Annotated in this window: 22 protein-coding genes; 11 read left to right on the top strand and 11 right to left on the bottom strand. The window is 43.0% G+C overall.

What is annotated here, in order from left to right; all coding sequences use genetic code 11:
* Positions 1–193 precede the first annotated feature (193 nt).
* Positions 194–637, top strand: a complete 444-nt coding sequence (locus tag AB6D07_RS14870) for a CBS domain-containing protein (RefSeq protein WP_009848278.1) — start codon at positions 194–196, stop codon at positions 635–637.
* A 269-nt stretch (positions 638–906) separates the two neighbouring features.
* Positions 907–2,847, top strand: a complete 1,941-nt coding sequence (locus AB6D07_RS14875) for a methyl-accepting chemotaxis protein (protein WP_017103109.1) — start codon at positions 907–909, stop codon at positions 2,845–2,847.
* A gap of 126 nt (positions 2,848–2,973) precedes the next feature.
* On the opposite strand, the gene AB6D07_RS14880 is transcribed toward AB6D07_RS14875, so the two are convergent.
* On the bottom strand, positions 2,974–3,879 hold the full coding sequence (locus AB6D07_RS14880; RefSeq protein ID WP_009848276.1) for a hydrogen peroxide-inducible genes activator: 906 nt from the start codon (positions 3,877–3,879) through the stop codon (positions 2,974–2,976).
* Positions 3,880–4,088: 209 nt separating this feature from the next.
* Between AB6D07_RS14880 and AB6D07_RS14885 the strand changes: the two genes are divergently transcribed.
* The 3 genes from AB6D07_RS14885 (at position 4,089) to AB6D07_RS14895 (ending at position 6,787) form a co-directional block, all read left to right on the top strand.
* Positions 4,089–4,697, top strand: coding sequence for a peroxiredoxin C (locus AB6D07_RS14885; protein ID WP_009848275.1), 609 nt, complete (start codon positions 4,089–4,091; stop codon positions 4,695–4,697).
* 317 nt (positions 4,698–5,014) lie between these two features.
* A complete protein-coding gene (locus AB6D07_RS14890) occupies positions 5,015–5,758 on the top strand; it encodes a copper homeostasis protein CutC (RefSeq protein WP_017103110.1) in 744 nt (247 codons plus the stop codon).
* Between the two features lie 99 nt (positions 5,759–5,857).
* Positions 5,858–6,787 carry a LysR family transcriptional regulator gene (locus AB6D07_RS14895; protein WP_017103111.1) on the top strand — a complete coding sequence of 310 codons (930 nt, stop codon included), beginning with the start codon at positions 5,858–5,860 and terminating at the stop codon, positions 6,785–6,787.
* Positions 6,788–6,814: 27 nt separating this feature from the next.
* Here AB6D07_RS14895 and AB6D07_RS14900 read toward each other — a convergent pair whose 3' ends face one another.
* A complete protein-coding gene (locus tag AB6D07_RS14900) occupies positions 6,815–7,510 on the bottom strand; it encodes a hypothetical protein (protein ID WP_017103112.1) in 696 nt (231 codons plus the stop codon).
* A 383-nt stretch (positions 7,511–7,893) separates the two neighbouring features.
* Between AB6D07_RS14900 and AB6D07_RS14905 the strand changes: the two genes are divergently transcribed.
* On the top strand, positions 7,894–8,385 hold the full coding sequence (locus tag AB6D07_RS14905) for a hypothetical protein (protein WP_029222943.1): 492 nt from the start codon (positions 7,894–7,896) through the stop codon (positions 8,383–8,385).
* 9 nt (positions 8,386–8,394) lie between these two features.
* Here AB6D07_RS14905 and phoU read toward each other — a convergent pair whose 3' ends face one another.
* The 4 genes from phoU to AB6D07_RS14925 form a co-directional block, all read right to left on the bottom strand.
* Positions 8,395–9,093, bottom strand: a complete 699-nt coding sequence (gene phoU / locus AB6D07_RS14910; RefSeq protein ID WP_009848270.1) for a phosphate signaling complex protein PhoU — start codon at positions 9,091–9,093, stop codon at positions 8,395–8,397.
* Between the two features lie 75 nt (positions 9,094–9,168).
* Positions 9,169–9,987, bottom strand: coding sequence for a phosphate ABC transporter ATP-binding protein PstB (gene pstB / locus AB6D07_RS14915; RefSeq protein WP_004735071.1), 819 nt, complete (start codon positions 9,985–9,987; stop codon positions 9,169–9,171).
* Positions 9,988–11,697: a phosphate ABC transporter permease PstA gene (gene pstA / locus AB6D07_RS14920; protein ID WP_009848268.1), complete on the bottom strand. Its 1,710-nt coding sequence runs from the start codon at positions 11,695–11,697 to the stop codon at positions 9,988–9,990.
* Positions 11,698–11,807: 110 nt separating this feature from the next.
* Complete coding sequence (locus AB6D07_RS14925; RefSeq protein ID WP_009848267.1) at positions 11,808–14,024, bottom strand: ABC transporter permease subunit; 2,217 nt, start codon at positions 14,022–14,024, stop codon at positions 11,808–11,810.
* A 200-nt stretch (positions 14,025–14,224) separates the two neighbouring features.
* On the opposite strand from AB6D07_RS14925, the gene ppk1 reads away from it, so the two are divergent.
* Both ppk1 and ppx read left to right on the top strand, forming a co-directional pair.
* The gene (ppk1, locus tag AB6D07_RS14930; protein WP_009848266.1) at positions 14,225–16,321 is read left to right on the top strand and encodes a polyphosphate kinase 1; all 2,097 of its coding nucleotides are present in this window, start codon (positions 14,225–14,227) and stop codon (positions 16,319–16,321) included.
* Complete coding sequence (gene ppx / locus AB6D07_RS14935; protein ID WP_017103114.1) at positions 16,312–17,823, top strand: exopolyphosphatase; 1,512 nt, start codon at positions 16,312–16,314, stop codon at positions 17,821–17,823. Before ppk1 ends, ppx begins: the two co-directional genes overlap by 10 nt.
* Positions 17,824–17,901: 78 nt before the next feature.
* On the opposite strand, the gene AB6D07_RS14940 is transcribed toward ppx, so the two are convergent.
* Genes AB6D07_RS14940 through phoB form a run of 3 tightly spaced genes read right to left on the bottom strand, consistent with a single transcriptional unit; the run spans position 17,902 to position 20,897 of the window.
* On the bottom strand, positions 17,902–18,858 hold the full coding sequence (locus AB6D07_RS14940) for a phosphate ABC transporter substrate-binding protein PstS family protein (protein WP_029222944.1): 957 nt from the start codon (positions 18,856–18,858) through the stop codon (positions 17,902–17,904).
* A 17-nt stretch (positions 18,859–18,875) separates the two neighbouring features.
* Positions 18,876–20,174 (bottom strand): phosphate regulon sensor histidine kinase PhoR, encoded by a 1,299-nt coding sequence (gene phoR / locus AB6D07_RS14945; RefSeq protein WP_009848263.1) that lies wholly within the window; start codon positions 20,172–20,174, stop codon positions 18,876–18,878.
* Between the two features lie 33 nt (positions 20,175–20,207).
* Positions 20,208–20,897: a phosphate regulon transcriptional regulator PhoB gene (gene phoB, locus AB6D07_RS14950; protein ID WP_004735064.1), complete on the bottom strand. Its 690-nt coding sequence runs from the start codon at positions 20,895–20,897 to the stop codon at positions 20,208–20,210.
* 193 nt (positions 20,898–21,090) lie between these two features.
* Between phoB and rdgC the strand changes: the two genes are divergently transcribed.
* From rdgC to AB6D07_RS14965, 3 genes are all read left to right on the top strand, one after another.
* A complete protein-coding gene (rdgC, locus tag AB6D07_RS14955; RefSeq protein ID WP_009848262.1) occupies positions 21,091–22,005 on the top strand; it encodes a recombination-associated protein RdgC in 915 nt (304 codons plus the stop codon).
* 205 nt (positions 22,006–22,210) lie between these two features.
* Entirely contained in the window at positions 22,211–23,629 is a 1,419-nt protein-coding gene (gene yegQ, locus AB6D07_RS14960) for a tRNA 5-hydroxyuridine modification protein YegQ (protein ID WP_017098091.1), read from the top strand.
* A gap of 20 nt (positions 23,630–23,649) precedes the next feature.
* Complete coding sequence (locus AB6D07_RS14965) at positions 23,650–23,904, top strand: YfhL family 4Fe-4S dicluster ferredoxin (protein ID WP_004735061.1); 255 nt, start codon at positions 23,650–23,652, stop codon at positions 23,902–23,904.
* A 42-nt stretch (positions 23,905–23,946) separates the two neighbouring features.
* Here the strand turns inward: AB6D07_RS14965 and AB6D07_RS14970 are convergent, their stop codons facing one another.
* A complete protein-coding gene (locus AB6D07_RS14970; protein WP_009848260.1) occupies positions 23,947–24,255 on the bottom strand; it encodes a hypothetical protein in 309 nt (102 codons plus the stop codon).
* A 278-nt stretch (positions 24,256–24,533) separates the two neighbouring features.
* Positions 24,534–25,373, bottom strand: a complete 840-nt coding sequence (mepA, locus tag AB6D07_RS14975) for a penicillin-insensitive murein endopeptidase (RefSeq protein ID WP_017103116.1) — start codon at positions 25,371–25,373, stop codon at positions 24,534–24,536.
* Positions 25,374–25,758 lie beyond the last annotated feature (385 nt).

Genomic DNA, 25,758 nt, shown 5'->3' on the forward strand with positions numbered 1-25,758 from the left:
GGCACACGAGCCGCAATAGCAAGGTTTACAGCATTGGATTATTGTAAAGAGTCGTAAAATAATACGACCACTCCCCCTCATAAAAAAGCCAAAATTAGTTGCATGAAACTCACCCAAAAATGCGTTAGATCTCAGTTATTTTTTGGATAAAAAACTATAGTAATAGCAACAAATAAAAAAGAAGGAGGTCTGTATGATCAAGGTTGAAGATATGATGACTCGCAACCCTCATACCCTATTGCGCTCACACTCACTGGCCGATGCAAAGCACATGATGGAAGCGCTTGATATCCGCCATATTCCGGTTGTTGATGCCGACAGACAACTACTTGGCGTCGTCACACAGCGAGACGTTCTTGCCGCTCAAGAATCTAGCCTACAAAACATCCCACAAGCTCAATCCTATACTCTTGCAACACCACTCAATGACATCATGCACAAGAGTGTTATGTCTGTAGAGCCGCGCGCAGGACTAAAAGAGTCTGCTGTTTATATGCAGAAACACAAAGTGGGCTGTTTACCTGTCGTAGAGAACCACGAACTCGTGGGCATCATTACAGACAGCGATTTCGTTACGATAGCCATTAACCTGCTAGAGCTACAAGAAGAAGCGGAACCGGAAGAGGTCGAAAGTTAGTCCGTTTGTATTACTCACGATAATCCTTAGAGCCTTTGAACCTGAGGCTCTTAACATATCTAAATTCTGACACGTCTAAAATCTCATCTATTTTTATGAAAAGCCGAGAGGCAAGTTACAAAACCCAATAATATCAACAACCTATTTATCCATCACTCTTAGACATAAAAATATAGTGGATACATACTATTTATTGATATATTTATCGTTAGAATCATGTAAGAATTTGTTAAGAATAAAAACAAGCTGCCTTACTAGGAATGATATTTATGAGTTTAAAGAAATTGCTGTCCTTAGGTTTTGGCGTGATTCTCGCGCTAATTTTGGTTATTTCAGTCGTTGCTTCATTACGTTTTTATCAATCGAGTGATGGGTTTAACACCTACCGCTCTCTTGCAATAACAAGTGTCTCAACAGGTCGAATCCAAGCCAATATACTGGAAGCTCGTTTATCTGCACTTAAATATATTAAAAACCCTATTCCGTCACATGCTTCTGAACTGAATAGACGTATCACCGCATCAAATCAATTGATAGATGAAATATTAGACTCTCATCTTGACGATCTACACAAAAATGAATTCCTAACGATAAAGAAGCAGCTTGATCAATATAGCCAAGGCTTTAACAAGGTTGTTCAACTTGTTAATACTCGAAACAACCTAGTTCAAGAGGCCTTAGACCCATCAGGGGTCAATATGCGTGAGGCAGTGACTAACCTAATGACCCAGGCTTCAGCTGAAGAAGATTTAGAAGTTGCTGTCAGTTCAGGACAGCTTCAGCAGCATGTATTGCTATCAAGATTGTACGCTTCTAAATTTCTGACGAGCAATAAAACAGAAGATGCTCAGCGTGCTGAAAAAGAGTTTGCCTCTGCCGCACTACTTGCAGAAACAATCGAATCTCAACTCATGTCGATGGAACAAATCAACTACTTAAACGATTTCACTAGTGCCTTCAAAATTTACCGCAACACATTTTCAAAGATCGTTGACACTATAAACACGCGAAATGGCATCATTTCAGGGACTCTTGATCTTGCTGGTGTTAATGCAGCAAAAACAATTGAAGAGATAAAGCTATCAACAAAGTCAGAGCAAGACTCTGTCGGGCCTAATATGGTCGAGCGATTCTCTAACGCGCAATTTGTACTCGGCGTTCTTTCAATTATCGTTGTCGCTGCTTCTCTTAGCATTGCCGTTTCGATTTACCGCAGTGTATGGAAAGTCGTTGGAGGAGAGCCAAGTGACATCCAAGCAATTGTTGCCGAAGTCGCCGCTGGTGATCTTTCAAAGCAGATTCCAATTACGGGTAAAGAAACCGGTATATACGCAAACATTTTAGAAATGCGCCAGGAACTACGTCGAATCATCGATGGTTTCCACCAAATTTCAGATAATGTTTCAGCAGCCTCCGTTGAGCTAACCGCAGTGATGAGCCAAACAGAAGGAAATGCTCAGCAAGAACTGAGTCAAATGGAGCAAATCGCAACTGCTATCAATGAACTTTCTAGTACCGCGAGTGAGGTTAGCCAGAATGCAGCTAGCGCAGAGAGCGCTGCAACTGGGGCAACGACAAATGTCAAAGATGGCAGTGTTTCACTCGATGCATCAGATGATATATCACGAAAAGTTGAAGACTCGATCGAAGAAACATCAAACATCGTTAATCAATTGCAAGAGTACTCGGTAGAGATCGGTAGTGTGATTGAAGTGATCAATTCAATTTCTGAGCAAACTAACTTACTTGCGTTAAATGCAGCCATTGAAGCCGCTCGAGCGGGAGAGCAAGGCCGAGGCTTTGCGGTAGTTGCAGATGAAGTTCGTTCTCTTGCCGCTAAAACACAACAATCAACGGTCGATATTCAAGAAATAATATCTCGCCTTCAGGCTCAAGCGAAAGATGCGAACCAATTTATGCAATCCAATCTTTCGTTAGCAGAAGAATCTAGACAGTATAGCGAACAGCTTCGTGCTGCATTCGCTTCTATCACTGACTCAGTACAACTAATATCTGATATGAACACACAAGTAGCCACAGCGTCTGAAGAACAATCTGGCGTAACACAAGATATTTCACAAAATGTTTCTCTGACCTTTGATATTGTTCATCAAAATGTTTCAGGAATTGAGCAGAGCAAACAGGCAAGTGAAGAACTCTCTTCATTAGCTGTTAAGCAAAAAGACTTGCTGAGTTTTTTCAAAATCTAACGTTATAGTAAAATAGATAAATAAGCTTCTAACGCCACTATTTGTTTGTTTTTCTTCTCAAATAAACAAACAAAAAGAGCAGCCAAATAGCTGCTCTTTTTCTTTTGAATTTTACTTTCTAGTTTTTTAAAGCAATTCTGAGACTACATCAGCTAACTGATGAAAGGTTTCAAGACGTGACGAGCTTGGTCGCCATACAAGGCCTATATCGCGATAAGCTTGTTGACCGGGAGGGTCAATCACCACTAAATTCTGATTTTGCAACAAACCATGATCGATCGCCATTTGTGGAATAAAGGTGGTTCCTAAACCATTTGCCACCATTTGTACCAACGTATGTAGGCTTGTGGCGGTGAACGGGTTTATCTTCTCTTTGTCGGTTAGCTTACAAGCTGATACCGCGTGCTCGGTTAAGCAGTGCTCGTTCTCCAACAAGAATACAGATTCGTCTGGCAGGTCATCATATTTAATCGGAACACGAATACCATCGGCTTGATTGCGGCTGATTACCATTCTGAAAGGGTCTTGCCCAACAACTTTGCTCTCCATGTTGTCGATATCGACAGGCAAAGCCAGAATCAGTACATCCAACTCACCATGACGCAACGCAGCCAATAGGTTAGTGGTCGTGTCTTCCCGTAACAACAAGTTCAACTGTGGAAAACGTTGGTTCGCTTCTTGTACCAAATCGCACAATAGGAATGGAGCAATAGTTGGAATACACCCTACTCGCAACTGCCCTTGCATCGCGTCTCCATTACATAGATTTCCGAGCTCAACCAAGTCTTGCCCTTTCGCCAATAACTCTCGACCATGCTTAACCACCAGCTCACCCGCTTGAGTGAAAACCAATGGGCTCTTTTTATCTTTCTTCTCATAGAGAGGACAACCAATGAGTTCTTCCAGGTTTTGAATGCCTTTACTTAGTGTCGATTGACTCACGAAGCAGCGATCCGCAGCGTCGCTAAAGTGGCGAGTTTCGTGAAGAGTAACAAGATAGTGAAGTTGCTTAAGACTTGGCCATTTATTCATGAAATTACTTTGGAATATGAGTAGGATAACTTAAGTGAAGGTCATTTGACCTAAGGAACGGACAAAGAATAAGCTTATCGCTTTTTTCGATTAACTTAATCTATTTAATTCGCTTTTTTCTATAGTACCGATTGTACTATAGTTTGTCCCGTAGAAACGGAGCCCAAACAAAGATGTGTTGGGCCAACTAATTTTTTAGGAGATTCCAAATGGTACTAGTAGGTCGTCAAGCCCCTGACTTTACTGCAGCAGCTGTTCTAGGTAACGGTGAGATCGTTGATAACTTCAACTTCGCAGAATTCACTAAAGGTAAGAAAGCGGTAGTTTTCTTCTACCCACTAGACTTCACTTTCGTTTGTCCTTCAGAGCTAATCGCTTTCGACAACCGTCTAGAAGATTTCCAAGCTAAAGGCGTTGAAGTAATCGGTGTTTCTATCGATTCTCAATTCTCTCACAACGCATGGCGTAACACTGCTATCGCTGACGGCGGTATCGGTCAAGTTAAATACCCTCTAATTGCTGACGTTAAGCACGAAATCTGCAAAGCATACGATGTTGAGCACCCAGAAGCAGGCGTTGCTTTCCGTGGTTCTTTCCTAATCGACGCAGACGGCCTTGTACGTCACCAAGTAGTTAACGATCTTCCACTAGGTCGTAACATCGACGAAATGCTACGCATGGTAGACGCACTAAACTTCCACGAGAAGAACGGTGAAGTATGTCCTGCACAATGGGAAGAAGGTAAATCAGGTATGGACGCATCTCCACAAGGTGTTGCTGCATTCCTATCTGAGCACGCTGACGACCTAAGCAAGTAATTACCTCTTAAGCCCGAACTCAACGCGGGTTAATGGTTGGAAGACTCTCTATAAAGAGAAATAAAGCATAAGCTAATAGCGCAAAGCGCACCGCCAATCAGTTAAGAAGTAAAGTCCTATTAAAAGCTCGAAGTTAATGCTTCGGGCTTTTTTCATCTCTCTCCTACGACAATTACCTACCTAAACCGCCTCTGCAACATTTAATAGAGGCAGTTACAAGAACAAACTTTACCCCTATTTTCCTCTGCTACCACCTATTCATATCCGTATCTAGGTTGTTATGATTTCGTCCGTATCTTTTTGAACGGATAAATACGATGAACACCGAAATTGAAGTCTGTATCGATAACTTAGAATCTCTATATAACGCACTATCTGGTGGCGCGAATCGAATTGAGCTTTGCTCTTCATTAGCACTTGGCGGGTTAACTCCAAGCTTCGGAATGATGAAGCAAGCGGCAAAAATTTCGTCCGTACCAGTTTATGCCATGATACGACCGAGACAAGGTGACTTCATATTCGATTATGACGATATACTCTGTATGCTGGAAGATATTGAAGCTTGTGCGAGAGCAGGGTTGAATGGCGTCGTTCTGGGTGTACTAACACCTGATGGTGAGATTGATATGTCTGCAATGCAAATTCTCTCAAGCAAGGCTCACCAACTCAAACTAGCAATCACCTTCCACCGTGCAATCGACCAGCTTCAGGATTATAAAGTAGCGTTAGAGCAGATTATTGAGCTTGGATGTGAAAGAATCCTGACGTCAGGGCTTGCTATTAATGCAGAGCAAGGCATCAATGTGCTCGCAGATATGGTCAAACAAGCCGATGGCAGAATCGATATCATGGCTGGTGCAGGCGTCAACGCAACGAATGCCAAAATAATTCAAAGCTCCACCCAAGTACCTGCACTTCACCTTTCAGGAAAATCAACAAGACCCAGCCTAATGGAAAGCAATTCAAGCGCTCAAATGGGCAGTAATGATGTTGATGATTATCAGATACCAGTAACTGATGCGAATAAGATATCCAATGTGAGAGCTGCCCTCACCGCTTAGGGGAATCGTCACTAACACAAATCCAGAGAACCACGCTGACGAATCTAGCGGACTGGCGTATATTAGAGTTAATAGCACAGAAAATTTTCATGGACAGATATGGCTAAAGACTTATTCAGCTCTCTTGATTTAAACCTGTTACGAACATTTCTTATTGTTTATCAAGAAAAAAACACCAGAAAGGCTGCGGAACGTTTATTCGTTTCTCAGCCAGCGGTTAGCCAAGCCCTACAAAAGCTAAGACACCACTTCAACGATGACCTTTTCGTAAAGGTTCATGGAGGCTTACAACCTACGGCATTTTCAGAGCAGCTCACCAATCAAATAAAACCATTCATGGACGGTCTATCTATCGCGGTTAATACATCAAACACTTTTGATCCGAAAGAGATCGATTACACGTTGAAAATAGCCCTATCTCCAGTGGTGCTTTCTTGTCTGTCTGGCTCACTTTTTAAAGATATAAAAGCGCAAGCACCAAACGCTAAACTAAAGCTTGTTCCATGGTCAAACTCGTCTGTCTCAGATATACAAAAAGATGAGGTTTTGATTGGAGTAAGCTACTTAGGAGAAAAGACAAGTAAAGAAGTCTATACAAGGCAGCTCATTGAATTAACAGGACGTATATTTGTTAGGAAAGATCACCCTTTAAAGCAAGACACCGTGACTCCAAATGACATGGCAGGGTACGAAATCGCATCTTTAGTAACACCAGGTTGGAATGACAATTTTAGCTTAGCGTCTCAGATTCTAACCGACCTTTCCATCGAGCATCGTATCGGTTTTCGCAGCGAATTGGTCATGGCTCTAATCGATGTCATTCAACATACTGATATGTACATGCCCCATTCCAACCTTTTCCCAGTAGAAAACTATCCGACATTACGCGGGATAGATGTCTCAGTCGACGGAAAAACGCTGAAAACTCCGGTCTATAGTTATATACACATTAAAAATCGAAACTCACCTTTAACAAATTGGCTTTCAAAACTCATAGAGCAAGTTTTATCAGAACAAGTACAAAAGTAAGTTCGATTAAAAGTTATATATTGTATTTTACTCTTCCGGACGCCAGCTCAGTGCGCTGGCAATAGTACCGATAACTAATGTGTCTTTTTCAGCGTCATTAAGTTCAGGTAACATCTGTAGCGTTATCATTCCATTTGTCTGTGCAGCCGCTAATTCTTTAGAAGCTTTTTTAAAGCTATACCCTAATGGTTTTTCTACCGACATTAAAAGGTCTTTACTTGAATGGACAGTTTCTACGTCATATTTATTCGCCCCAACTCGGATGTAGCCAGCTTCTTTCTTTTCTAAGCTAACACTGATCATCCCAGATTGAGGCTCTAAAACGAACTCTCCTATATTCTCATTGCTTTGAGATACAGAACAGCGGTAAGGTTTATTGCCACCAAAATCAACACCCATGTAGTTAACTGAAGTGCCACCGCCAGAACAGACTAAGTTCCACACTTGGCCATTATCGACTCTCGTGATTTCAGCAGCCAGCTCACCCTCTTTAAATGAAACAGTCTCAAACCATGTTGAACCTGATGAATTTCGGCTGTATTTACCTTGGTACATACCTGCAATATCAAACGTCCCTTCTTGTCCTAACCCCCAAAAATCACCATCGGTTTTAACCATGAGTTCTGGCTGCTGATTAACCGCATCTGATTTGTCCATGATGGCAACGCTGCCGCACGCAGTTAACGCGAAAAGAGGAGTCACAACGAAAAGAAACTTCTTCATACTGATATCTACCTAAAAATAAATGTAAGGGAAAAATTCAGTAGAAGAATAAATTAAAGATAAGTAAGAATATAGCGAGCATCAATGAGCTATATCGATACTATCGTTATTTTTCTCATGTGCCTTAAACAAATACATTACAGAACATCAGCTTATGTTTAGACACTTCTATCAAGCTCGTTTTGTAAGGCTACGTAAGACCCAAAGATCACGTGTAATGATCACCCCTGCTGATAAGCAAGCATTATCACAGAGATAACCAATGCGAATTAGCCTGCTCTTTCAAAGCCCATATAATGATCACCGTTAGCCAGTGATTTCACTGGGTTCACGCATGGATCGACCTAATGCTAAGGAGAGCGCAAAATTACCTCGGTGGTACCATGAAATTTAAAACACTGCTTTTAGCTTCAGCTTTATTCTCAACCTCTGCACTTTCAAATGGTCTTCACTTATCTCCTGAACTAAAGATTGGTTCTTATCATGGCTTTGGAATACAAGCAGGCATTACTGATGTGGCGAATCTAGGTGCGGTTTACCTGAGCTATTCTCACCTATGGTATGACAGCGATCGATACGATGAGACTGTCGATGCATACCGCGTTGGTATTCAAAATATGTTTGGAAGCAACCAGAACCACGGCTTTCAGGCGGAGATTGGTGTAGCGAGTTATGACGGAACAAAGACGCGCAACGGCGAAATTGAAGAGAAGACAGCACATGGATTAAGTCTTGGTGGAGCCTACGTTTACCAAGCAACACCAATACTTGGGCTACGTGCTGGTGTTGATATGAATATTTTTGATCACAATAAGACCTTTGTGCCTTACGACACAACAATCAACCTTAACCTTGGTGCAATTATTCGGTTCTAAAGTTAATACCTACTTCAGTGCGTCATCTAGGCTTTGATCACCAAGGTGGCGTACATCTTTACCCTTCACAAAGTAAATAATGTATTCACAGATATTTTGGCAACGATCTCCCACTCGCTCAATCGCACGAGCTGACCACATCACTTGCAGGATATTGGGGATGTTCTTAGGATCCTCCATCATGTACGTCATCAACTGACGAATCACAGCTTCATATTCCGCATCCAGCTTATCATCAAGTTTATGTACTTCTGCCGCCGCATCTACATCCATACGAGCAAACGCATCTAATACTTGATGCAGCATAGTAATTGCCTGACGACACAATGGCTCTAACGAGACGTGAAACTTTTGTTCTTTGGTCGAAGGGATCTCAATCGCACCCTGTGCGATTTTAGAGGCTACATCGCCAATACGTTCTAGATCAGTAATGGTTTTGATGATCGCCATAATCAAACGCAGATCTTTGGCAGTCGGCTGACGCTTCGCAATAATACGAGTACACGCCTCATCAATCGACACTTCCATCGCATTCACTTTATGGTCATCACGAATCACTTTTTTGGCCAATTCAACATCGTCTTTATGAAGCGCTTGCATCGCAAAAGACAACTGCTGCTCTACCAATCCACCCATAGTTAATACGTGTGTACGGATAGATTCTAATTCGACATTAAACTGTCCTGAGATGTGGCGACCAAAATGCATGTCAGCTCCTTAAAAGAAATGAATAAAGTCGTTTATTTCAGAGTGACTTAGCTCTAGATAGCGCGAACTTAAACGTTAGCCGTATCTACCTGTAATGTAGTCTTCCGTTTGATTTTTCAATGGCGAAGTAAATATAGAATCAGTATCTGAGTACTCGATCAACTTACCCATATGGATAAAAGCGGTGTGGTCACTCACGCGAGCTGCCTGCTGCATGTTATGAGTAACAATAACAACGGTATATTGGGTTTTAAGTTCGTTGATCAACTCTTCAATCGTCAATGTCGAAATCGGATCGAGTGCCGATGTTGGCTCATCCAATAACAGCACTTCAGGTTCGATGGCAACCGCACGAGCGATGACTAAACGCTGCTGTTGACCACCCGATAACCCAAAGGCGTTCTCATGCAAACGATCTTTGACTTCATCCCACAACGCCGCGGCGCGCAGAGAGCGCTCAACTGCATCATCAAGATCTCGGCTGTTGCTCACGCCTTGCAGCCTCAATCCATAAACCACATTCTCATAGATAGATTTAGGAAAAGGGTTCGGACGTTGAAACACCATGCCGACTCGGCGTCGTAAGGTCGCGACATCCACCTTAGGGTGATAGACGTTCTTGCCATGAAGCTTCACTTTTCCGGAAACCTTACAACCTTCAACAAGATCGTTCATGCGATTAATGCAGCGCAGTAGAGTCGACTTACCACACCCTGATGGGCCAATAAACGCGGTCACCTGTCCCTTTGGGATTTGCATTGAAATATCATCAAGTGCTTGGCTCTCTTTATAATAAAGATTCAGCCCTTCAATCGAGATAGCAATTTGCTCATCCTTCAGGTTGTGAACATCAAGTGGTGCTTGGTAACCCAAGGTTTCATTAATCGAGAACATTTAATCTTGTCCTAAGGTTCGGTATTTTTCACGCAAGTTATTACGGATATTAATGGCTGTTAAATTCAGTCCAACGATAACCGTAACCAATAAAAATGAAGTCGCATACACTAAAGGGCGCGCCGCTTCGATATTAGATGTTTGAAAACCAACATCGTAGATATGGAAGCCTAAGTGCATGAACTTTCTCTCTAAGTGTAGATATGGGAACTGACCATCTACAGGTAAGCTTGATGCTAGCTTCACAACACCCACCAGCATTAATGGAGCCACCTCCCCCGCAGCTCTCGCGATTGCCAATATCAACCCCGTGATAATCGCAGGGCTTGCCATTGGTAAAACAATGCGCCAAAGCGTCTCAAATTGAGTAGCGCCAAGCGCCAATGAACCGTGCCTCACGGAGCTAGGGATACGCGTTAAGCCCTCTTCCGTTGTTACAATAACAACGGGTAATGTTAATACCGCCAAGGTCAATGCGGACCATAATAGACCCGGCGTACCAAATGTCGGAGCGGGTAACCGTTCTGCGTAAAACAAAGAATCGATTGAACCACCGATGGTATACACAAAGAATCCTAAGCCGAAGACACCATACACAATCGACGGTACACCCGCTAAGTTAATTACGGCGATACGAATTAAACGTGTTAGTGCGTTGTTTTTTGCGTATTCATGAAGATATATCGCAGCAACCACACCAAGAGGCATTACTACAATCGACATAAGAATAACCAACAGTACCGTGCCAAAAATCGCAGGAAACACACCGCCTTCAGAGTTTGAGTCTCGTGGGTTCTCCGACAAGAACTTCCAAACTTGTTTGCCCCAATGCCCAACCTTTTCAAGATAAGACATATTATTCGGGTACCAATAATCCAAAATATGACTGAGCGAAATTTCAACCTGCTCTCCTGTCATATCTTCTACCAACAAGCTTTCGACATTGAGCTGTGTTCTAAGATGCTCAAGCTTTACTTCGGCTTCAGCCAACTGGCGATTTAATTCCAATTTAGTTTGAGTATAGGTTTTAAGGTATTCATCGCTCACTGACTCATTGAGTTCAAGCTTACGTTTTTCTAAACGCAAGTTTTCCAATTGCCAGCTGATATTGCGGATTTCTTGGTTCACAACACGCGACGTCTCTTTGCGTAACGTATCAGCGAACGCCAAGCCTTGCTCGAGCTTTTGGTCTATGTTCGAATCAAATGTGCCAGAAGTGGTTTTAAAACCCACTGGTTTACCAAAGAAATAACCACCTCGACTTCGCTCAATCACAGCCCAGTCAGGTGGGGTGGTTGGTTCACGTAAGTTAACATCCAAAATGGAAACAAAGTCCGCTGGATAAATCTCCCTGTTGGCAACTTTGATACTTAAGCGCTGAATTAGCCCAGTCGACAGGTTTTGAGTCGACAATAGGTCTTGTACTTGTGGGACTTGCTCTATCGGGATGTATTTTCGTTCATATAACTGGCCAATCAATACATCTTGCTTTACTACCGTTTCGTCGAGGCCGACAACTAACGATGCATCTTTGGAATCCACTTGCCATTGGTACAAAGGAGCAGGCCAAAAATAGGTTAAGCCCTTCCAGCCGATCAGCAGCATTAGGCCAAGAACCGAAAGCATACTGATGCTCACCGCCCCACCCGTTAGCCATATCCACGGAGAGCCTGATTTAATCCAAGACAATAATGACTTCAGTTTATTCATTATGAACGACCTTGCTCTGACGTGCTGAACCCAAGGAAGAGCCAAGTTCGTGAGATACGCTAATCAAACAGCGAACAGCCATTGATAGAGATTGAGGTAGAGTTTTAAAACTACAGCGCACGATATTTATCTCTCAGTCTTTGTCTAACCCACTCTGCGACAGAGTTCACCGCGAACGTAAAAATAAACAGTAAGAGTGCTGCTAAGAACAACAATCGGAAGTGAGAACCACCCACCTCGGACTCTGGTAACTCGACAGCAATTGTTGCCGATAATGTCCTCATCCCTTCCAAAATATTCCAGTCAAGAATAGGGGTGTTACCTGTCGCCATCAAGACAATCATAGTCTCGCCAACCGCTCGTCCTAGCCCCATCATGATTGCAGAAAAGATACCTGGGCTAGCCGTCAATAACACCACATAAATAAGGGTCTGCCACGCTGTTGCGCCCAGCGCCAGTGAGCCATCGGATAAATGTTTTGGCACAGAGAAAATAGCGTCTTCTGCAATCGTGAAAATTGTCGGGATGACAGCAAAGCCCATAGCGAAGCCAACCACCAGCGCATTCCGTTGGTCAAAGTCGATGCCATAGTTAGCCAAGAAGGTACGAATATCACCACCAAACAACAAGGCTTCCATACCATTTTCACCAGCAAAGACTGCCATCACAGTAATCACCAATACCGGGATCAATATCAGAGCATGCCAACCATTAGTAAAACGGCTCGTCACCATTTTTGGCAAACAGAACCAAACAAGCCCAGTCAGTAGCGTGCTCAGTGGTAATAGCACCATTAACGAGAAGACGGCCGTTAAATGCGTTTCAACAATGGGAGCAAACCAAAGCCCAGCCAAGAATCCGATGATAACGGTCGGAAGAGCTTCCATCAGTTCTATCGACGGCTTCACGACTCTTCGCATTCGTGGAGACATGAAGTATGCGGTGTAAATGGCTCCGAGCACAGCAACCGGCACGGCAAACATCATCGCAAACAAAGCGGCTTTGATAGTACCGAATGTGATAGGGACTAAACTGAATTTTTCTTCAAAGTCATCGTTCGCCGACGTTGATTGCCAAACGTATTGTGGCTCAGGATAGCTTTCGTACCAGACTTTTTGCCAAAGCGATGAGAATGATATTTGCGGATATTCGTTATCAACTTTAGCCACGCTGATGGTGCCATCAATCAGCGTCGCCAAATGCAGTTCGTTAGCAGACATAGCCGCTAATTGTGGTGACTTATCAAATGCGCGCTCAAACAGCGACAGCTTTTCACTGGTCGTATAGTGGCTTTGTAATGTGCCATTCTGATAGAAACTATAAAAACCCTTTCTATAAGTATCTGGCAGAATAAACTGAACCTCTTCGGCGAGTTGGAAGTCGCGAATATGGGTCAGGCTACGCTTTTCATCTTTGAGTACATCGAACCACTGAGAAACCTGTCCGTCCTCATGCGTAACCAACAGTGAATAAGCTCCAGACAGTAAATCGATACTTTTCACCGAGTGCTTCGCATCATTTAAGCTAAGATCAATCACTTCACGAACATTGAAGCCGCTATCGGATAACTTCAATACAACTAAATCCGATTGTGCTCGAAGATATAAAGTTTGGCCATCAGGCGTGACTAACAACTGTTGCTGTAAACCCAACTTATCCGACAGCCATTGACTCTTCTGAAAAACATACTGACCAGTAAGATCACTCTGGTACCACTTAACCAAAACTCGTTGATCGCTTAGCTGAGCGGCAACCGTGATACCACGTCCATTCTTAGAGAACGCAAATTTTTCGATTGTTGTTCCGTTTGATGATTCATCATTTAAAAACGGTTCCGGGAGATCGATTTGCTCAATTTTAGGTTCGGCTTCACTGCCCTTTTGCAGCACAGGCGCACTATACTCAGGGTAGAAAAAAGTAAGGTTGCTTGCGCTATCAGCAAAGGCAAACCAGTTTTCAGATGGGGTATTTCGAGAAAAAGCGATGGGGTTAGCTAAAACATTACGCTCAAAGTAAGAATGTGTATTTTGAGACTCTAAATCCCAAAACTGCACCAAGCCGGATTTTTCGATAGTAAACGCATGCTGACCGTATTCATCCACGGATAAGGCGATAGGCTTTTCTATGGCTACGGTCTTCACGGCTTGGTCAGTATCTAAACCAGTATCAGAAAATACCGGTAAAATGACCATCGCTAAGTAAACAAAGATCAGCACCAGAGCAGCTAGAACACTGACCGCGCCACATGTCACCGAAAAACGGACGAGACGATCTTTCAACCATCTTTTTTTGTCGCGCTCTTTCAATGAAAATTGGGCTGAAGCCATCTGTTTATCTACCTTTTTTTAGCTACTGACATAATATGTACGTTAGATGACAATTATATTACAAGTTACGTTAAACAACTGAAACTAATAACAAGTTTGTTGACCATATTTCTTAAAGTAAGATCATAGATTTTGTGAATCTTGTCATTCTAAATTAAAGTAACCAGCTCTATAGCCAGCACTCAAGGATTATCATCTCGATGGAAAAAGACTATGTCACAAAAGAACTTAGCTGGTTATCCTTCAACGAAAGAGTGCTCCAAGAAGCAGCCGACAAATCAGTCCCCTTAATCGAAAGAGTTCGTTTTTTAGGTATTTACTCGAAAAACCTCGATGAGTTTTACAAAGTCCGATTTGCTGATGTGAAACGAAAGATCTTACTTCAAGATCCTCAATTACCTGCCAACTCGCAGAAAACCCTGCTAACTCAAATGCAGAGCCAAGCAAGTAAGCTCGACGCTCAATTCCATGAGCTGTATAGCGACTTACTATTGGAACTGGCACGCAATCGTATTTTTCTGGTCAACGAACAACAAATCAGCGAAGAACAGAGTGAGTGGATCAAAAAGTACTTTAAGAAAAAAGTGCTGCCACATTTAACTCCGTTTCTCTTGAACGAAGATAGCCAGTTGCTCAATATTATCAAAGACGAGCAAAGTTACTTAGCCATCGACATTGAGCGAGAGACATCTTCTCAATATGTCTTACTCGAAATCCCATCAGAAGCCCTCCCTCGGTTTGTTAAGTTACCAGACACTTCTGGTTCACAGCGTACAACTTTGATCTTGTTAGATAATATAGTTCGATTTTGTTTAGATGACTTGCTTAAAGGATTCTTTGAGTATGACTCATTACGTTGTTTTGCGATAAAAATGACGCGTGATGCCGATTATGATCTTCAAGAGAACAATGAAAGTAACCTATTAGAATCGATGTCTTTAGGTTTAGAACAGCGCTTAACGGCACTACCGATACGCCTTATCTATGAGTCAGAAATGCCAGCTGAAATGCTCAATTTCTTGCAAGTCAGACTTAAGCTGTCTGACTATGACAGTGTCATTGCGGGTGGTCGCTATCATAACTTCAAGCATTTCTGCGAATTTCCAAGCCTTAATAGGCGTGATTTAGTTAATCGCCCACTTCCCGCGATTAAGTGTGCGCATTTCAGCCACTACCCAAACTATTTCGAAGCGATCAAAGCTCGTGACATCTTGTTGCATTACCCTTATCACACCTTTAATCACATCACTGAACTCGTGAGGCAAGCCTCCTTTGACCCGAAGGTAACCTCCATAAAAATAAACGTTTACCGTGTTGCAGAAGGCTCAAAGCTCCTTAGCTCGATCATCGATGCTGCACACAATGGTAAGAAAGTAACTGTCGTCGTTGAGCTACAAGCCCGCTTTGATGAACAAGCCAATATTCAGTGGACCAAGAAACTTCAAGAAGCCGGTATAAAAGTCATCCATGGCATCCCAAGTTTGAAAATTCACTCTAAGCTTCTGCTCATTAAACGGAAAGAAGGCAAGCATACGGCGCATTACGCTCATATTGGCACCGGTAACTTTCATGAAGTAACAGCGCGCGTGTATACCGATTTTTCTCTGCTCACTGCGAATGAAGATTTGACCCAAGAGGTGAGACAAGTCTTTAAGTATATTGAAAACCCTTATCAAAAATCACAGTTCAAACAACTGATTGTGTCACCAAAGAATACAAGAAAACGCCTGTATCAGTTGATAGATAATGAAATACAAAACGCGATAGAGAGCAAGCCTGCAAGCATCACTCTAAAACTCAACAATTTGGTCGACCGAGAGATCATTGAGAAGCTCTATCAGGCCAGCCAAGCCAATGTAAAAGTGAGAATGGTCATTCGTGGTATGTGCTCTCTCGTACCGGGAGTCTCCAACATCAGTGAGCAGATTGAGATTGTTAGTGTGGTCGATCGTTTTCTCGAACACCCAAGAGTGATGATCTTTGGTAACGCTGGTAATCCAAAAGTCTATATCTCCTCTGCCGACTGGATGACACGAAACTTCGATCACCGCATCGAAGTCGCCACTCCAATTTTAGATCCAAAGATCAAGCAAACCATTATCGATATCACCGAGTTTCATTTCGATGACAGCAACAAAGCTCGAGTGCTAGACCAATCGATGAGCAATCCTTACATACAAGCTCCAACAAACCCACTCGATTACCCGACGTCACAACTCTCCACTTACCACTATATTAAACGTATGGAGAAACTTGCTCGCAAGAAGTACAAACAAGAGAAGAAATCATGCCGCTAATTGATAACAAACATTCTCGATGTATTGCCGCTATCGACTTGGGTTCGAACAGTTTTCATATGGTGGTTGCCCGAGTATTCGAACAACACCTGCAATTAGTCAGCAGACACAAACAGAAAGTGAGATTAGGTGATGGGTTGGATGAGTTTAACTTCTTATCCGAAAGTGCTATCGAGCGAGGCTTGGAGTGCCTCAAAGTGTTCGCAGAACGACTAGCGGATTTTGAACTTGATGATGTAAGAGTTGTTGCGACTCATACCCTAAGAAAAGCCAAAAACGCTCAAGACTTCTTAGAGCAAGCCAAACCACTGTTTCCTTTTCCAATAGAGATCATTTCAGGTCAAGAAGAAGCTCGAATAATCTATAACGGTGTAGAACACACTCAAACCGCTTCTGAATCTAAATTGGTTATTGATATCGGTGGAGGGAGTACGGAACTCGTCGCAGGGCAAGGCTTTACGCCCCTAATTATGCGCAGTTTACCTATGGGATGCGTCAGCTTCACTCAACACTTCTTTGCTGACGGAGAGCTAACCTCACAACACTTCTCAGATGCTTATACCGCGGCTACTCGTCTATTGATGCCATTGATTGAAGAATATACAAAGGCGCCTTGGGAAATCGCCTTTGGCTCATCAGGGACGACTAAGTCAATAAAAGAGGTACTCATTGGTTTAGGCTTTACCGATGGTCTCATTACGCCGCAACGTCTGTCCTATTTGAAAAATCACTTATGTGAGTTTTCATCATCCAAAACCTTAGACCTTTCAGGTTTAAGTGATGAGAGAAAGCCGGTGTTTGCTGCTGGCGTCATCATTCTTTCAGCAGCCATGGATACGCTAGACATAAAGGAGTTACATTTTTCTGATGGCGCCCTGAGAGAAGGCGTTCTTTATGACATGGAGGATAGGTTTAAAGATATTGATGTTCGAACAAGAACTGCCGAAACGCTCGTCTCTCGATACCATGTTGACGTAGCTCATGGCCAGAGAGTCAAAGAACTCGCCCTTGCATTACTGAAACAAGTGCAGCCTCAAGTAACGACTATGGTCACTAATGAGCTGTATGATCTAGTTGGTTGGGCTGCACTACTTCATGAGGTAGGGCAAAGCATCGCATTCCACGGCTATCACCGCCATTCGGCTTATCTGCTTAAGCACACGACAATGCCCGGTTTCAATACTGAGCAACAACGTCTTATCTCGACATTGGTTCGCCACCAAAGAAAAGCGATTAAGCGGCAAGACTTGCCGGAACTGTCTCTATTTTCTCCACAACAAATAACGCTACTAATTCGCATATTAAGACTCGCTATCTTACTCAATCGTCAGAGAAATCAAGCACTAGTCCCAGACACGACTCTAACGATTGAACAAGAGGATAACTGGGGATTGAAAGGATCTAACAGCGATTGGTTGGCCCAAAACCAACTGCTTGAATATGAACTCAAAGAAGAACAACAACGTTGGCAAAATGCTGGATGGTCGTTAAAGATAGAATAACGAACAGTCAAAATAAAAACAGCCTGCGACTTAGCAAGCTGTTCATACGTTTGTTTTCTAAGTTTGTGTTAGCCTCAATCAGAGCCCGACTTTTGCCAACTCTTGCTCTGCGAACTCAGGCGGTATCGCTAAATAGCCATCTTTCTCTACCAGTTCTTGCCCTTGCTTCGAGAATACAAAAGTGAGGAACTCTCTCTCTACAGGAGAAAGCGGTTTATCTGGGTGTTTATTCACATATACATAGAGAAAGCGCGATAGAGGGTAATCTCCGCTTAAAATATTCGCTCGAGTAGGCTCTACGTAATCAGAACCATGCTCAGCAATAGGAATTAACTTAACACCAGCCACTCGATAACCAATACCTGAGTACCCTATCCCGCTGATTGATGAAGCGACCGACTGTACAACCGACGCAGATCCTGGCTGTTCATTGACTCGGTTCTTGAAGTCGCCACTACATAATGCGTTTTGTTTGAAGTAGCCGTAGGTTCCCGAAACGGAATTACGACCGAACAGTTGGAATCTATGTTTTGCCCACGGCTGGCTGATACCTAAATCTTGCCAATTGTTTAGCGGCTTAGTCGCGCCACAGCGCAATGTCTCTGAAAATATGCTGTCAATTTCGCGAAAATTAAGTCCCTCGATAGAGTTATCACGATGCACAAAAAGACCAATCGCATCGATAGCAACTCGAAGCGCCGTCGGCTTATAGCCATTCTCCCTTTCGAACGCTTCCACTTCTCGTAGGCGCATTGGACGACTCATAGGCCCAAGGTGAGCAGTACCTTCCGTTAATGCAGGAGGTGCAGTGGATGAACCAGAAGCCTGAACTTGAGCATTCACGTTCGGGTAGTAAGACTTAAACTCTTCAACCCATAACGTTGTCATTCCCGCTAAGGTATCGGAACCGACAGACAACAAGCTGCCAGAAATACCCGGAACCTTAGAATAATCAGGAAGAGAATCGACACTTTGCTCGGCATGAACAGGGGTAACCAAAGCTAATGCTAATAATGAACTGATGGGGAAACGCATCCTGCGTATTAAAGAACTCATGACACTGTCAATCGGCTAGGCAGCGTGAAATGGAATCGGCTACCAACACCCACTTCACTTTGAATTTCTAAATGTGAATCATGGTGACTAAGCGCATGTTTAACAATCGCTAACCCTAAGCCACTGCCCCCAGTATCGCGTGAGCGTGCTTTATCAACACGATAGAAACGCTCCGTAAGTCGATGCAAGTGTTGTGGTTCGATACCGTCTCCAGTGTCTGACACATCCAAACACGCGCCTTGACTGGTTTGGTACCAACGAACCTTTACGGTCGCACCAGGCGGCGTGTATTTCACTGCATTGTAAACCAGATTCGATATTGCACTTCTCAGCTGATCTTCATCCGCTAATACGCGTAAACTCTTATCGATATCAAATTTCAGCTTGTGTTCTCGCTCTCCACTGAGACTAGCGGCTTCTTTTTCAAGAACTTCCAACATCGCCGGAACATTCACCACTTCATCCAATTCATGCATTGGCGCCGCTTCTATCTTAGAAAGAGTAAGAAGCTGATTGACCAAACTGTTCATACGATTTAACTGCTCAGTCATCACACCATGAGCCTTAGGCCACATAGGTCCAACGACCATGTCTGGATCTTCCGTCATTTCAAGATAGCCCTGAAGTACGGTCATTGGAGTGCGTAGCTCGTGAGAAACGTTAGCGAAAAAGTTACGACGCATGCCTTCTAGCTGTTTTAGCTGAGTAACATCACGTACTACCATGAGGTGTTCGCCCTCGGTATACGGTACGATACGAAGCTCAAGCATGCGCTCCACATTAAGTGGCGAAGGCATCTCTAACGGCTCTGAGAAATCTTGTTTATTAAGGTACTTGATGAAGTCCGGCGTGCGGATCAAGTTAGAGATGGGTTGGCCTGAATCGTCTGGCCAGCGAAAACCCAGTAAATACTGAGCAAGCTTGTTGCACCAAACAATATTGCCTTCACCGCGAAACACCACAACGGCATCGGGAAGGGATTCAGCACCGTTTCTGAAACGGCGGATAAGGTTGGTCAATTCTTTGCGCTTACGACGCTGTCTCTGCTGCATACGATAGATACCATTAAACAGAGACTCCCAGTTTCCAGAACCTGAAGGGGGTGTTAACCGCTTTTCATCCCACAACCAAGCAGACAAACGCATTTGATAGTGTAGATGCCATGCTAACTGTAATACTGTTGCAGCCAGCAATAACCAAGGTAAATAACCGAATATCCATCCGACTATAATCCAAGGTGCGTAAAAAAAAGCCAGCTCCCAAGCCAGCTTTTTCCAGGTTAACTTCTCAACCATTCAGGACTCCATAAACTGGGCAGTGAAGCCACGTTAAGCCTTTGTAGAAAAACGGTAGCCTGCGCCGCGAACCGTTTGAATTAATTTGTCATGACCAGCAGATTCAAGTGCTTTGCGTAAACGTCGAATATGAACATCAACCGTACGATCTTCAACGTAAACGTTGGTACCCCAAACGTTATTGAGCAGTTGCTCTCGACTGTATACTCGCTCTTGGTGAGTCATAAAAAAATGCAGCATTTTGAATTCGGTTGGGCCCATATCAACTGGACCTTCACTTGCGGTAACGCGGTGAGATACAGGGTCTAGCTTAAGGCCTTGTACATCAATCACATCTTCTAGTGCAGTAGGCGTTACACGGCGGATAACCGCTTTCAGGCGAGCAACGAGCTCTTTTGGTGAAAATGGCTTGGTGATGTAATCATCAGCGCCCACTTCTAAACCACGCACCTTATCTTCTTCTTCGCCACGAGCCGTCAGCATCACCACTGGGATGTTGCGAGTTAACTCTTCACGCTTCATGTGCTTGATAAAGTTTATCCCGCTACCACCAGGTAGCATCCAATCTAGTAATACTAGATCTGGGAAAGGTTCACATAGCTTGTTTACCGCTGTATCGTAATCTTCAGCCTCTACTGCTTGGTAGCCTTTTTGTTCAAGTACAAAACACAGCATCTCACGAATAGGTGCTTCATCTTCAACGACCAGAATCCTTCTCGACATAATTGAATAGCCTTAGTATTTAATCAACGCATTGCATTATCTGGTTTAATTATGACACTTTTGTGACCTTTGAAAACAAATTTTCATATAACTGTCTCAAACATTTCACTTTTAATTTCTATTGCAGGTATAAGACAAATGGATCGAAATCTCCTATGATGAGCGTCTTCAGATAAAGGTATGAGAAATATTTATGTGGTTTAAGAATTGCCTCGTCTATCGCTTTAATCGTGATATAGACTTCAACGCAGATCAGCTAGAGAAACAACTTGAAGAGTTCCGTTTTACCCCTTGTGGTAGCCAAGACAAACAGAAATTTGGTTGGGTAAACGCGATGGGTAGACACGGCGATATGATGACGCACGTATCAGAAAACCGCATTCTCATCTGTGCAAAGAAAGAAGAGAAAATGCTTCCAGCTTCTGTGATCAAAGATTCATTGAATGCAAAAGTAGAAACGCTTGAAGCAGAGTCTGGTACTCCTCTGAAAAAGAAAGAGAAAGACAGCCTAAAAGAAGACATCATCATCGATCTTCTTCCTCGTGCTTTCAGCCGCAGTAACTTCACTTACGCGCTGATCATGCCGAAAGAAGGCTTTATTGTTGTTGATGCTAGCAGCTACAAAAAAGCAGAAGACGTACTAGCATTACTACGTAAAACAATGGGTAGCTTGCCAGTAGTGCCAGCTATTCCAGAGCAAGCGATTGAAACAACGTTAACGGAATGGGTTAAGTCAGGTGATACGCCTAAAGGCATCACCATGCTTGATGAAGCTGAGCTTAAATCAATCCAAGAAGACGGCGGTATTGTTCGAGTTAAGAAACAAGAACTAGAAGCTGATGAGATTAAGAACCACATTGAAGCCAACAAAGTTGTGACTAAGCTTTTGATCAACTGGCAAGATCGCATTGAGTTCATTCTTGCTGAAGATGGCAGCATCAAGCGCCTGAAATTCAGTGATGAACTAAAAGATGAGAACGACGATATTCCTCGTGAAGATCAAGCAGCGCGCTTTGATGCAGATTTCTCACTGCTATGTGGGGAGTTCAGTGTTTTCCTTCCAAACCTATTTGAATCATTAGGCGGGTTAACTCAACCTAACGCTTAATTGTTCCGATTTAGAGCTCAGGTGTCGACGATATCTGAGCTTGTTTTCTTCTCCACCCCGCTTATCAACACCTAACAACACTCTTCGCAATACCATTGTTATCTTTAGGGCTATCAACCAAACTCATTTTAGCGTAAAATTTGCGCCCCTTTGATATCACTTGGTGGTATCAACCTGACTTGAGATCAGATTAGAGAACGAAGCAATGACTACACAAAAACCATTTGTACCTGAACTATTATCACCGGCAGGAAGCCTTAAAAACATGCGTTACGCATTCGCCTATGGCGCAGATGCAGTATACGCAGGCCAGCCACGTTACAGCCTTCGTGTTCGTAACAACGAGTTCAATCACGAAAACCTACAAATCGGTATCGATGAAGCTCATGCTCAAGGCAAAAAGTTATATGTTGTATGTAACATTCAGCCACACAACTCTAAATTAAAAACATTTATCCGCGACCTTAAGCCAGTTGTTGAGATGGGCCCAGACGCACTTATCATGTCAGATCCAGGTCTTATCATGATGGTACGTGAATCATTCCCTGAAATGCCGATCCACCTTTCAGTTCAAGCAAACGCAGTAAACTGGGCGACCGTTAAGTTCTGGTCAACTCAAGGCGTTGAGCGTGTGATCCTATCTCGTGAGCTATCTCTTGAAGAAATCGAAGAGATTCGCGAACACTGCCCAGAAACAGAGCTAGAAATCTTTGTTCACGGTGCTCTATGCATGGCTTACTCTGGTCGTTGCCTACTTTCTGGCTACATGAACAAACGCGATCCAAACCAAGGTACTTGTACTAACGCTTGTCGTTGGGAATACAAGACCGAAGCTGCGAAAGAAGACGAAAATGGTCAGATCGTTGAAGCAAACCCAACAGGTGTTGCTATTCAAGAAGTAGAAACTCAAGGTATTGAAGTTCAAGACGAACGCCCAGACAACACTCTAGGCCTTGGCAAGCCAACAGACGAAGTCGTGTTGCTTTCTGAGTCACACAAGCCAGAAGAGAAAATGGCAGCGTTTGAAGATGAGCATGGTACTTACATCATGAACTCAAAAGATCTTCGCGCAATCCAACACGTTGAGCGTTTAACTAAGATGGGCGTTCACTCTCTGAAAATCGAAGGTCGTACTAAGTCTTTCTACTACTGTGCACGTACAGCACAGGTTTACCGTAAAGCTATCGACGATGCTGTTGCAGGTAAGCCATTTGATGAGAGTCTAATGGGTACGCTAGAGAGCCTAGCTCACCGAGGCTACACTGAAGGCTTCCTACGTCGTCACACTCACGATTCATACCAAAACTACGAATACGGTTATTCTATCTCTGATACTCAACAGTTTGTTGGTGAATTCACAGGTAAACGCCGTGGCGACCTAGCTGAAGTAGAAGTGAAAAACAAATTCCTAGTTGGTGACAGCCTAGAAATGATGACACCGAAAGGTAACATTGTTTTCAAACTAGAAGTTATGGAAAACCGTAAATCTGAAGCGGTAGACGACGCAAAAGGTAACGGTCACTTCGTATTTATTCCTGTACCTGCTGATCTTGATCTAGAATTTGGTTTGTTAATGCGTAACTTGAGCGCAGGCCAAGATACACGTAACGCTTCAGGTAAATAACGGTTACTTTGGAAAGATAAATGGCTCTACTAATAACTGACAAGTGCATAAACTGCGATATGTGTGACCCAGAATGCCCAAATGGCGCAATCACTATGGGTGACAGTATCTTCGAAATTGATCCTGATTTATGTACTGAGTGTAAAGGTCACTATGAGAAGCCAACATGTCAGTCAGTATGTCCGATCACAAAATGTATCATTACTGACCCGAACCATATTGAAACTGACGACGAATTATTAGAAAAGTTTGTCATCATTCAAGGCTTGACCTAAAAGATAAAAGGTTCAACTTAATCATCAAGTTGAACCTTTTTTTTAACCCGATTTTTCAATGGGATATATGTTGCAGAACATCTCTTTCTCAAATTGATATTCGAGTCGTTCTCGCCAGTTTATTGACTGAGCTATCGGAACAAGATAGAAGTTTTCTCTACTGGTATCAGTCACAAATGCCATTCCATACTGCATTAATTCATAATGAACATCATTTACGAAGCTAGGGTCTAAACGTTGTCTGCCAGTTAGCTGATTGATATCAGCTCTTGAAATAGAAATACCCGAGCTTTCAGCGTTGAACCTATGTCTTAACCATTCGGAAAATTCCTTTGCGCAAATCATAGTCATAGTCTTATCCTTGAATTATCTATCGACGGGCATCAGACTCTGATTTCGCATACTGCGTATAAGCCGCATCTTTCACCCCAAAAAACACTCAATCCCTGACCAAACCTTGTCAAATTCGTCATCGTCGCCCTTGCTGATATCATTATTGATTTTATTGATATCAAACGATGTTCTTAATCTCATGTTTATAAACTCTAGACAAAAGTGTGATATTTCTCCAGTTTTAGAGTCGAGAAAACCAGTGGCATTACCACTGCAAAAATCCTCGATGAAGAGGATTACTTATTTGATATCAAGGCCAAACATTGACTTGGCATCACTTTAACTCTCTTTTTTTTCTTACTTTTAACGACTTTTTTAGGTGGAGGAACGGGAATGGTCTCTGGAGCCCAACTTGCAAGTTCATCTCCACAACCATCACCTTTAGGAGGGCTTGCTTGAGCTATACAGTTTGAGCTGCCTTTAGGGCATTTTAAACGAACATGAAAATGAGAATGATGTCCCCACCAAGGCCTAATTTTACCTAACCAAGCTCTCCCATTGGCATCAGAGTTTTCTTGTTCACAAAGGGTGTGCTTAATAACTGGGTGAACAAAAATACGCACCACTTTTTCATCTTTGGCTGCATAGCGAATCACTTGAAAATGATCATCGGTCCAATTCGATTCACGCAATTTGTAGTTAGTGAGATCGACAACGCTTATTGGCTTAGGAACAGCGAGTTCATTTTCGGAAAGTCTCTCATCGGTGAGCCTTAACCATATATCAATATCCAAGCCAGTCTGGTGGCTTGAATGACCAGATGAGAAGCGTCCCCCTCTAGGTAGCGAAATATCGCCAACTAATAAGTTAGTGTTGAGTTGTTCGCTTGTAATGACACCTAACCTTTCAATAAACTGAATAGCCTCGGCATGGCCATAATAGCGCTCTCTCTGAGGGCGGATCACCTGATAACCTTGCCCATTAATTGGCAAGGCTTGTGCCCCGTCAAGACAACCATTAGCGTAACTACCTATGGATGAGGTTGAATTTCTTGTTGGGCTTTTCTCTTTTTCCCACGAGGTTGCTGATACAACAAACGAACAAAAGATAAGAGCCAATGTACAAAATAACCTCATAACAATTCCAAATAAACGATCACTGTTTTTATACTAGTCGTCATTAGGGAGTAGGTGTATGTCGAGAGTGATATTTTTGGGGTAGCTTGAGAGTTATCTACTGACTTTAGATATTTAAGTGAAAAAAGCTTCACTATTCCTAGCGAGTCTTCTCAATCAGTGGCGATATTATCGTAGTCGAAGACAAAAACTCACAGCCCTGAAACGACGAAAGCCTAGTCATAAGACTAGGCTTTCTAATAAATGGCGGAACGGCTGGGGTTGCAGGCACCGGGACTCGTTGGTCGCAAACCAAAACACTAGACACGAAAAAGCCCTAACATTTCTGTTTAATGCCGATCGTTTAAGAAGACTTGAACGATCTTGCAGTTAGCAGATAATCCCC

Origin of the sequence: Vibrio sp. 10N.239.312.C11 (assembly GCF_041466065.1) — a bacterium.
Lineage (GTDB): Bacteria > Pseudomonadota > Gammaproteobacteria > Enterobacterales > Vibrionaceae > Vibrio > Vibrio tasmaniensis_A.

Bases quoted from the DNA above. Each gene is read 5' to 3' on its own strand.
- AB6D07_RS14885 (WP_009848275.1), top strand. From the start codon at position 4,089: ATGGTACTAGTAGGTCGTCAAGCCCCTGACTTTACTGCAGCAGCTGTT.
- AB6D07_RS14970 (WP_009848260.1), bottom strand. From the start codon at position 24,255: ATGACTATGATTTGCGCAAAGGAATTTTCCGAATGGTTAAGACATAGG.
- pstA (WP_009848268.1), bottom strand. From the start codon at position 11,697: ATGAATAAACTGAAGTCATTATTGTCTTGGATTAAATCAGGCTCTCCG.
- AB6D07_RS14895 (WP_017103111.1), top strand. From the start codon at position 5,858: ATGGCTAAAGACTTATTCAGCTCTCTTGATTTAAACCTGTTACGAACA.
- AB6D07_RS14965 (WP_004735061.1), top strand. From the start codon at position 23,650: ATGGCTCTACTAATAACTGACAAGTGCATAAACTGCGATATGTGTGAC.
- mepA (WP_017103116.1), bottom strand. From the start codon at position 25,373: ATGAGGTTATTTTGTACATTGGCTCTTATCTTTTGTTCGTTTGTTGTA.
- phoR (WP_009848263.1), bottom strand. From the start codon at position 20,174: ATGGTTGAGAAGTTAACCTGGAAAAAGCTGGCTTGGGAGCTGGCTTTT.
- AB6D07_RS14880 (WP_009848276.1), bottom strand. From the start codon at position 3,879: ATGAATAAATGGCCAAGTCTTAAGCAACTTCACTATCTTGTTACTCTT.
- AB6D07_RS14940 (WP_029222944.1), bottom strand. From the start codon at position 18,858: ATGCGTTTCCCCATCAGTTCATTATTAGCATTAGCTTTGGTTACCCCT.
- AB6D07_RS14890 (WP_017103110.1), top strand. From the start codon at position 5,015: ATGAACACCGAAATTGAAGTCTGTATCGATAACTTAGAATCTCTATAT.
- AB6D07_RS14925 (WP_009848267.1), bottom strand. From the start codon at position 14,024: ATGGCTTCAGCCCAATTTTCATTGAAAGAGCGCGACAAAAAAAGATGG.
- ppx (WP_017103114.1), top strand. From the start codon at position 16,312: ATGCCGCTAATTGATAACAAACATTCTCGATGTATTGCCGCTATCGAC.
- yegQ (WP_017098091.1), top strand. From the start codon at position 22,211: ATGACTACACAAAAACCATTTGTACCTGAACTATTATCACCGGCAGGA.
- AB6D07_RS14875 (WP_017103109.1), top strand. From the start codon at position 907: ATGAGTTTAAAGAAATTGCTGTCCTTAGGTTTTGGCGTGATTCTCGCG.
- AB6D07_RS14905 (WP_029222943.1), top strand. From the start codon at position 7,894: ATGAAATTTAAAACACTGCTTTTAGCTTCAGCTTTATTCTCAACCTCT.
- phoU (WP_009848270.1), bottom strand. From the start codon at position 9,093: ATGCATTTTGGTCGCCACATCTCAGGACAGTTTAATGTCGAATTAGAA.
- AB6D07_RS14870 (WP_009848278.1), top strand. From the start codon at position 194: ATGATCAAGGTTGAAGATATGATGACTCGCAACCCTCATACCCTATTG.
- AB6D07_RS14900 (WP_017103112.1), bottom strand. From the start codon at position 7,510: ATGAAGAAGTTTCTTTTCGTTGTGACTCCTCTTTTCGCGTTAACTGCG.
- phoB (WP_004735064.1), bottom strand. From the start codon at position 20,897: ATGTCGAGAAGGATTCTGGTCGTTGAAGATGAAGCACCTATTCGTGAG.
- rdgC (WP_009848262.1), top strand. From the start codon at position 21,091: ATGTGGTTTAAGAATTGCCTCGTCTATCGCTTTAATCGTGATATAGAC.
- ppk1 (WP_009848266.1), top strand. From the start codon at position 14,225: ATGGAAAAAGACTATGTCACAAAAGAACTTAGCTGGTTATCCTTCAAC.
- pstB (WP_004735071.1), bottom strand. From the start codon at position 9,987: ATGTTCTCGATTAATGAAACCTTGGGTTACCAAGCACCACTTGATGTT.